The sequence below is a fragment of the Bradyrhizobium ontarionense genome, assembly GCF_021088345.1.
Taxonomy (GTDB): Bacteria; Pseudomonadota; Alphaproteobacteria; order Rhizobiales; family Xanthobacteraceae; genus Bradyrhizobium; species Bradyrhizobium ontarionense.
Map to the genome: position 1 here is coordinate 6,610,864 of NZ_CP088156.1, position 9,137 is coordinate 6,620,000.

At 62.7% G+C, this 9,137-nt stretch carries 3 protein-coding genes, 2 tRNA genes and 1 rRNA gene; 4 read left to right on the forward strand and 2 right to left on the reverse strand.

What is annotated here, in order from left to right:
• Positions 1 to 72: 72 nt before the first annotated feature.
• Positions 73 to 870 (reverse strand): MOSC domain-containing protein, encoded by a 798-nt coding sequence (locus LQG66_RS29160; protein WP_231319298.1) that lies wholly within the window; start codon positions 868 to 870, stop codon positions 73 to 75.
• A gap of 212 nt (positions 871 to 1,082) precedes the next feature.
• Here LQG66_RS29160 and clpB point away from each other — a divergent pair, with 212 nt between their 5' ends.
• Positions 1,083 to 3,722: an ATP-dependent chaperone ClpB gene (clpB, locus tag LQG66_RS29165; RefSeq protein WP_231319299.1), complete on the forward strand. Its 2,640-nt coding sequence runs from the start codon at positions 1,083 to 1,085 to the stop codon at positions 3,720 to 3,722.
• Positions 3,723 to 3,836: 114 nt separating this feature from the next.
• On the opposite strand, the gene LQG66_RS29170 is transcribed toward clpB, so the two are convergent.
• The gene (locus tag LQG66_RS29170) at positions 3,837 to 5,897 is read right to left on the reverse strand and encodes a M23 family metallopeptidase (protein ID WP_231319300.1); all 2,061 of its coding nucleotides are present in this window, start codon (positions 5,895 to 5,897) and stop codon (positions 3,837 to 3,839) included.
• Positions 5,898 to 6,706: 809 nt separating this feature from the next.
• On the opposite strand from LQG66_RS29170, the gene LQG66_RS29175 reads away from it, so the two are divergent.
• The 3 genes from LQG66_RS29175 (at position 6,707) to LQG66_RS29185 (ending at position 8,649) form a co-directional block, all read left to right on the forward strand.
• Positions 6,707 to 8,195 (forward strand): 16S ribosomal RNA (locus LQG66_RS29175).
• A 219-nt stretch (positions 8,196 to 8,414) separates the two neighbouring features.
• Positions 8,415 to 8,491: transfer RNA gene (locus tag LQG66_RS29180), tRNA-Ile, on the forward strand.
• Between the two features lie 82 nt (positions 8,492 to 8,573).
• Positions 8,574 to 8,649 (forward strand) — tRNA-Ala (locus LQG66_RS29185).
• The last annotated feature ends 488 nt before the right edge of the window (positions 8,650 to 9,137 follow it).

Below are 9,137 nucleotides of genomic sequence, written 5' to 3' on the forward strand. Positions count from 1 at the left end.
GGCCCCCGCCCCAACCCTCCCCCGCAAGCGGGGGAGGGAGCGCACCGGCCCCGCGGTGACTGGTGAGGAGGCCTACAACAAGCTCGGCTGCTCCACCGCGAGCTCATCGCCCACCGCGATGTCGCCGGCTGCGATGACCTCGGCATAGATGCCGCATTCGTTGTTGCCGCGGTCGCGGACGATCGCTGAGGGAATGTCGAGGTCACGCGCGGCGGTGTCGGGATCGACGTTGACCGCGGCGCAGCGGGTGGTGGTCTTCACGACCTTGAGCCGCGCCGATCCGATGCGCAGCGTTTCGCCCATGAGCGAGGCCTCGTGCCAGGCCGGCCAGCCCGCGACGTAGATGTTGGCGCGGAAGCGCAGCGGATGCACGGCGGCACCTACGAGCTTTTCGATCTCCGCCAGAGAGGCGAGGTTGATGATCGAGACCACCTTGCGCGCCAGATCCGTAAAACTGTAGCCGCCGCCCGACAACAGTTTGGGTGGCCCGCGCAGCTCGTCGGCGAACTCGGTGGCGAAGAAGTTCTCGATATCAGCGCGGCCCTCGGTGCTTTCGAGATCGCCCTGGGCGACGATCGCGCCATCCTTGCGGATGGTGAGGGTGTTGGTCGCGTCCTCGAACAACGTCTTGAACCCAGCCAGGCGCTCATTGCGCATCAGCATCAGATACGCCGTCTTGGGCTTCCAGATCGGGGCCGCTGGATCGAAGCCGGTGGGGCCGTTCTCGAGCGCGTAGCGGCGGTCGGCCGGCAGGGTCTGTGCGACCCGCAGCGGCGCGCTCCGCAGCGGCTCGGGGGTAAGGCCCTTGACCGGATAGCGGTACAGGCCGGTGATGCGTGCGGCGGGGATGGGATCCATGGCCGCGGTCATAGGAGATTCCCGCCGGCCCGGCCAGGGCACACGAATTTGTGAAGCGGCCTCTTCCGTTTCCGGCCCGCCTTCCCACATTTCAGCTCAAGCCGGGTGCAATCCGGCGACGTGGCCGATTGCGGTGTTGATGGACGTCAACGCCACGAGCGGAAACCCAATGAAGATGTTGGAACCGTGCCTTCGGGGCGTGACAGCAGGCTGAGGGAAACATCATGAATATCGACAAATATACCGAGCGCGCGCGGGGCTTCATCCAATCGGCGCAATCGCTGGCAGTGCGCGACGGCCATCAGCAGTTCTCGCCGCTGCATCTGCTGAAAGTGTTGCTCGATGACGGCGAGGGACTCGCGGGCGGTCTGATCGATCGCGCCGGCGGCAATTCGCGCGCGATCCTCAAAGCCACCGAAGACGCGCTGAACAAGCTGCCGAAGGTGTCCGGCAGCGGCGCCGGACAGGTCTATCTGTCGCCTGAGCTGGCGCGCGCCTTCGACGCGGCGGAGAAGGCGGCCGAGAAGGCCGGCGACAGCTTCGTCACGGTCGAGCGTCTGCTGCTCGGACTGACGCTGGAGAAGAACAGCGAAGCCGGCAGCATCCTCACCAAGGGCGGCGTGAGCCCGCAGAACCTCAACGCAGCGATCGAATCCTTGCGCAAGGGCCGCACCGCGGACTCGGCGACCGCCGAGAACGCCTATGACGCGCTGAAGAAATATGCCCGCGACCTGACCCAGGCGGCGCGCGACGGCAAGCTCGACCCGGTGATCGGCCGCGACGAGGAAATTCGCCGCACCATCCAGGTGCTGTCGCGCCGGACCAAAAACAATCCCGTGCTGATCGGCGAACCCGGTGTCGGCAAGACCGCGATCGTCGAGGGGCTGGCGCTGCGCATCGTCAATGGCGACGTGCCGGAGAGCCTCAAGGACAAGCGGCTGCTGTCGCTCGATCTGGGCGCACTGATCGCCGGCGCGAAATATCGCGGTGAGTTCGAGGAGCGGCTGAAGGCGGTGCTGCAGGAGGTGATCTCGGCCGAGGGCGGCATCGTGCTGTTCATCGACGAGATGCACACCTTGATCGGCGCCGGCAAGGCCGACGGCGCGATGGATGCGTCGAACCTGCTGAAGCCCGCGCTGGCGCGCGGCGAGCTGCACTGCATCGGCGCGACCACGCTCGACGAGTATCAGAAGCATGTCGAGAAGGACGCGGCCTTGGCGCGGCGGTTCCAGCCGGTCTACGTCACCGAGCCGACGGTCGAGGACACCATCTCGATCCTGCGCGGCTTGAAGGACAAATACGAACAGCATCACGGCGTGCGCATCACCGATTCCGCGCTGGTGGCATCGGCGACGCTGTCGAACCGCTACATCACCGACCGCTTCCTGCCCGACAAGGCGATCGACCTGATGGACGAGGCGGCCGCGCGGCTGAAGATGCAGGTCGACTCCAAGCCCGAGGAGCTGGATTCGCTCGACCGCGAGATCATCCGGCTCAAGATCGAGCAGGAGGCGCTCAAGAAGGAAAGCGACCTCGGCTCCAAGACCCGTCTGCAGGCGCTGGAGAAGGAGCTCGCCGACCTCGAGGAGAAGTCCTCGGTGCTCACGTCGAAGTGGAGCGCAGAGAAAGACAAGCTGTCGAACGCGCAGAAGCTGAAGAGCGAGCTCGACGCCCTGCGTATCGAGCTCGCCAACGCGCAGCGCCGCGGCGAGTACCAGAAGGCGGGCGAGCTGGCCTATGGCCGGATCCCCGAGCTCGAGAAGCGGCTCGCGGACATCGAGGCCAAGGAAAACTCCGGTGAGATGATGGAGGAGGCGGTCACCGCCAACCACATCGCGCAGGTGGTGTCGCGCTGGACCGGCGTGCCGGTCGACAAGATGCTGGAGGGCGAGAAGGACAAGCTGCTGCGCATGGAGGATAGCCTCGGCAGGCGCGTCGTCGGCCAGTTCGAGGCCGTGCATGCGGTTGCGACCGCCGTGCGGCGCTCGCGCGCCGGCCTGCAGGACCCGCACCGGCCGATGGGCTCGTTCATGTTCCTAGGGCCGACCGGCGTCGGCAAGACCGAGCTCACCAAGGCGCTCGCCGAATACCTATTCAACGACGAGACCGCGATGGTCCGCCTCGACATGTCCGAGTACATGGAGAAGCACTCGGTGTCGCGGCTGATCGGCGCGCCTCCCGGCTATGTCGGCTATGACGAGGGCGGGGCGCTGACCGAAGCCGTGCGGCGCCGGCCCTATCAGGTCGTGCTGTTCGACGAGATCGAGAAGGCACATCCGGATGTCTTCAACGTGCTGCTGCAGGTGCTCGACGACGGCCGCCTGACCGACGGCCAGGGCCGTACCGTCGATTTCCGCAACACGCTGATCATCATGACCTCGAACCTCGGCTCCGAGTTCCTGGTCAATCAGCCGGAAGGCGAGGACACCTCGGAGGTGCGCGATCTGGTGATGGGCACGGTGCGGAGCCATTTCCGGCCCGAGTTCCTCAACCGCGTCGACGAGATCATCCTGTTCCACCGGCTGCAGAAGAGCGAGATGGGCCGGATCGTCGAGATCCAGTTCGCTCGCCTCCAGAAGCTGCTGGAGGATCGTAAGATCACGCTGTCGCTCGATGGCGATGCGCGCGACTGGCTCGCCGCCAAGGGCTGGGATCCCGCCTATGGCGCCCGGCCTTTGAAGCGGGTGATCCAGCGCAGCGTGCAGGATCCTCTCGCCGAGATGATCCTCGCCGGCGACGTCAAGGACGGCGACAAGGTCGCGATTTCAGCGGAAGGCAATGTGCTGACCTTCAACGGCAAGGCGCATCGCACCGCTGAGATCGCGACGTTCGAGGCGCCGATCCCGAAGCGCAAGCTGAACTGAGCAAGCTGAGCTGAGAGCGGCGCTGCCGCCGATCACATCAGGTGCGGCCCTCGCCGAGTTGATCGGCGGGGGCCGTTGCCGTTCGAAGGAATGGCGCGGATTGAATGTGCGGAATCAGCGATTTGCGGACTGGACCTGGATCGGTCCGGCGTCCGACACGCGGGGGGCGCCGTTGCCGCGGCCGACCATCATCTGATCGACGCGATCGCGCTCCTTCTCGAAGCTGGCCATGATCTGGCCTTCGAGCGAGCGGCCGCGCGGCAGCTTCACGCGCAGGGGATCGACGAAGCGGCCGTTGACCAGGATTTCGTAGTGCACGTGCGGTCCGGTGGACTGGCCGGTCGAGCCGACGAAGCCGATCACCTGGCCCTGGCGAACCCGCTTGCCGGGCTCCATGCCCTTGGCGAACGCCGACATGTGGCCGTAGGCGGTCTCGTAGCCATTGTTGTGCTTGATGCGGATATATTTGCCGTAGCCGCCTTCCGGGCCGACCTTCTCCAACACGCCATTGCCGGAGGCAAAGATCGGGGTGCCATAGGCGGTGGCCCAGTCGACGCCGGTGTGCATCTTCACAAAGCCGAGGATCGGATGGCGGCGGCCGCCGAAGCCGGAGCGCATGATCGCGTTGCTGACCGGCTTGCGGACCAGGAACTTCTTCGCGCTCTTGCCGGTCTCGTCATAATAGTCGACGACGCTGTCGTCCGGGGTCAGGAAGCGATAGTATTTCTTGGTCTCGCCGCCGACCGTGAGTGAGGCGAACAGCACCTCGCTCTTGTCGTTGGTGCCGGGCTTTTCATCGTCGTCGCCGGCATAGAACACGTCGAAGGAATCGCCGGGCTGCACCTTGCGCTGGAAGTCGACGTCGTAGGAGTAGATCCGGATCATGTCCTCGATGACGGGCGTCGGCACCTTGTTGCGCATCGCCGTCTCGTAGATGCTCTGATAGAGGCGAACGCCGCTGCCGTCGTCCTCTTCGTCATTGGTGTTGTCGGCCGTCTCGGTCACCGTGTTCATGCTCTGGGCGTCGACCGCGACGTATTTTCCAAGGTCCGACAGTGCGGCGACCGCTTCGATCATGGTGTCGTTGGCGACGATGACCCGGAACGGCTGCAGCCGGGCGCCGGGGGCAGGGCTGGAGGGCCCCATCAGGATGCGCAGCTTCTCGCCTTCCTTGAGACCGCCGTCGCGGCCGCGGGGGCCGAGCTGGGCTGCGATCGCCCTGGCCTCGTCGGGCGTGGCGCCCTGGTCGCGCAGGATCGAGGCGACGGTGTCGCCCTTCTTGACCAGATGGACGCGTTCACCGAGCGGGTTGCCCCCGGTGATCTGGTCCTTGGTCTTGGGCAGCAGGGTCACGTTCTCAGGCACCACACGGGTTTCGAAACCGGCGTAGGGATCGGGTGAGCTGCCGTCATTGGCGTAGGAGAGCTTGAGGTCGCCCTGGGCGCCGGCCGCGTCGGCCGCGGCATTGGCGAGCGAGGCGTAGCGGACGCCGCCATTGTTGCCACGCCAGTTGGCTGCATCCCGGACCCGCATCACGATTTCGTCCAGCGCCACCGAGGCTGCGATCTTGGCCTTGGGCAGCACGGTCGCGAGGTCCTTGGTCACGAAGGAGACTTCGGCGTCGGGCTCGACGGCCTCGGGATTGTTCGGATCCTCTCCCGGTCCCGCCTTGTCATTGTCGGTGTCGCTGAGCAGCCGCTGGGCATTGAACGCCGGAATCTTGGCGGAGAGGTCGCTCGTGGTCATCGAAAGGTTGCCCGAGATCCGCACATAGGGGCGAACCCGGATCAGCTCGCGCGATCCGGCGCGGGTCACGGTCGAGACGCGAACGACGTTGCGGGCGGCGGTGGCTTCGCTGGGCGGCGGCAGCCGATCGCTCTTGCGCAAGGTGGCCACCCGGTCATTGGCACCGAATGCGCCGCGCAGCGCGCTTTCCACCCGCTCGGGCATGCGCGCAAACGTCAGCTCGCCGTCGAGTGAAGCGAAAACGGCGCCGCCGATCAGGGCCGCGCCGCACAAGCCGGTCAGGATCGTTCCAGAGAACCATTGGACGGAGACGCGGCGGCGATCGATCACCGCGGCTTCGGAGCCGTCGACGGACAGCGGTGGCTCATGACCGAGATCGATCATGCCGACCTCGCGTCCATAACCCCCGCGTGGCGTCCGTTGGTTCAACCTGCGTCCCCCAAGTTCAAAGTCAGCACCGAGGTCCCTCAGCTGCCGTGCGGCTTACCGTTTACGACAAACGGCTCGGAATGATGGCGCGCATCTGACGGTTCGATAGCCCGGGCCTCAAAGCCCGAATCCGCGCCCCGCTGTTCTTCTTTTAGGATCTCTCGATTTTGTCTCGGCTGTCTTGATCAGGCGAAGGGCTCGCCACTTCCTTGATATGGATCACCCACGGATCGGTTGGCGGTCCCCGCTGGAGCCAAATCGATTCTGGTCGATGCTTAACAAATCGTCGCAGGATTGTGGCCCAAGTGGGGCGTGAAGTCCGCAAGAAATCGGGCTTCCCATGGCGCCGGGAAAAAAATGATTCGATGCGACGATTTGTTGACATTGGTCGTTGACACCCCGATCGGACCCCCCTATAAGCACGATCACTGAACGCGGCGCCGCTTCGGGACACACCGGGGCGAGCATACGCGTCAATGTTGCTCCTCACTTTTGCTGAGTGGTGCACAACCGGTAAAACCCGGTTGATCATCGCCGTCGAAAAAGGTTGAGCGACCCCCTCTCAAAGAGGGTGGGGCTGACGTCCCGGGCTGTTTGACAAGTGAAGATGAAGAAAGAGAAACGTGGACGGCGGAGTCCTTGCGGGTCTCGGGATTGAGAGCTTCGGCTTTTGATTTCGGGATCGGACGAGAAGACTTCGGCGGACAATGTTTCAAAGGTAACACCATGGTTTTCGCGCTGTGAAGCGTGGAGATCGATTGGTGGGACCTCGTCAAACGTTGTGATCAGCCGGTTCAAGACTTCAAGTTCAACTTGAGAGTTTGATCCTGGCTCAGAGCGAACGCTGGCGGCAGGCTTAACACATGCAAGTCGAGCGGGCGTAGCAATACGTCAGCGGCAGACGGGTGAGTAACGCGTGGGAACGTACCTTTTGGTTCGGAACAACACAGGGAAACTTGTGCTAATACCGGATAAGCCCTTACGGGGAAAGATTTATCGCCGAAAGATCGGCCCGCGTCTGATTAGCTAGTTGGTGGGGTAATGGCCCACCAAGGCGACGATCAGTAGCTGGTCTGAGAGGATGATCAGCCACATTGGGACTGAGACACGGCCCAAACTCCTACGGGAGGCAGCAGTGGGGAATATTGGACAATGGGGGCAACCCTGATCCAGCCATGCCGCGTGAGTGATGAAGGCCCTAGGGTTGTAAAGCTCTTTTGTGCGGGAAGATAATGACGGTACCGCAAGAATAAGCCCCGGCTAACTTCGTGCCAGCAGCCGCGGTAATACGAAGGGGGCTAGCGTTGCTCGGAATCACTGGGCGTAAAGGGTGCGTAGGCGGGTCTTTAAGTCAGGGGTGAAATCCTGGAGCTCAACTCCAGAACTGCCTTTGATACTGAAGATCTTGAGTTCGGGAGAGGTGAGTGGAACTGCGAGTGTAGAGGTGAAATTCGTAGATATTCGCAAGAACACCAGTGGCGAAGGCGGCTCACTGGCCCGATACTGACGCTGAGGCACGAAAGCGTGGGGAGCAAACAGGATTAGATACCCTGGTAGTCCACGCCGTAAACGATGAATGCCAGCCGTTGGTGGGTTTACTCACCAGTGGCGCAGCTAACGCTTTAAGCATTCCGCCTGGGGAGTACGGTCGCAAGATTAAAACTCAAAGGAATTGACGGGGGCCCGCACAAGCGGTGGAGCATGTGGTTTAATTCGACGCAACGCGCAGAACCTTACCAGCCCTTGACATGTCCAGGACCGGTCGCAGAGATGTGACCTTCTCTTCGGAGCCTGGAGCACAGGTGCTGCATGGCTGTCGTCAGCTCGTGTCGTGAGATGTTGGGTTAAGTCCCGCAACGAGCGCAACCCCCGTCCTTAGTTGCTACCATTTAGTTGAGCACTCTAAGGAGACTGCCGGTGATAAGCCGCGAGGAAGGTGGGGATGACGTCAAGTCCTCATGGCCCTTACGGGCTGGGCTACACACGTGCTACAATGGCGGTGACAGTGGGAAGCTAAGGGGCAACCCTTCGCAAATCTCAAAAAGCCGTCTCAGTTCGGATTGGGCTCTGCAACTCGAGCCCATGAAGTTGGAATCGCTAGTAATCGTGGATCAGCACGCCACGGTGAATACGTTCCCGGGCCTTGTACACACCGCCCGTCACACCATGGGAGTTGGCTTTACCTGAAGGCGGTGCGCTAACCAGCAATGGAGGCAGCCGACCACGGTAGGGTCAGCGACTGGGGTGAAGTCGTAACAAGGTAGCCGTAGGGGAACCTGCGGCTGGATCACCTCCTTTCTAAGGATGGCTCTTCAGCAAGCTTCGATCTTCGGATCGTCTGCTTCTATCGAGCTGTTTTAGAAACATCAGGGGCCACCGAGATCGCCAGATCTTGGATGAGCTCCATTGGCGGGATTTCGCCGTCTTCGTTTCTCTTTCTTCGCGGACGAACACGCTGCCTGGGGCTGCGCTGCATCGGCCTTCACGGGCAGGGTGGCAACGCGCTTCAAGCGGTACGGGCTTGTAGCTCAGTTGGTTAGAGCGCGCGCTTGATAAGCGTGAGGTCGGAAGTTCAAGTCTTCCCAGGCCCACCAGCCTTCGCGCCTAGCGGCGCTTCGGCTCGGCAAGCCAATCGTCTCGACGATCGCGCTGCTTTGCATTCGTCTTTCCGGTTATGGGGCCTTAGCTCAGCTGGGAGAGCGCGTGCTTTGCAAGCATGAGGTCGTCGGTTCGATCCCGACAGGCTCCACCAGCCTTCGCGCCTGCGGCGCTTCGGCTCGGCAAGCCAGCCGATCGAGCCCGGCTAGTTCGACTGAATGCAGTCGATGATGCGCGAAGGCTGCCGCGCCGAAGCCCGATAGGGCGTAGGCGGGCTGTGCCTCTGGGCTGGCTGTGACCGACAAACAATTCGTCCGCGAGACAACACTTCGCATCTTCTGGTCCTCACCGGGACTACAGAAGACTGCGTGTTATCTGACATCGTGAAGAGGAGATCGATCCGAGTAGGGTCGTGCAATGAAGTGCCACCGCGCAAGCGGTCCGCGTTTCGACTTTGCACTGACGCCTTCACTATCTCCGGGTCATTTCGGCGCAGGCTGGAAGCTGTGAAGCATCCCGTCTGTTGTAAATGACTCTGTTAGCTGCGCTTGACCGCACGGCTATCGGTTCGATCTTAAGAAGCAAGCTGGTCTTTCTAATCATTGTCCGCGCTGCTCTACGCCTTGTCCTTCGGGGCGGGTG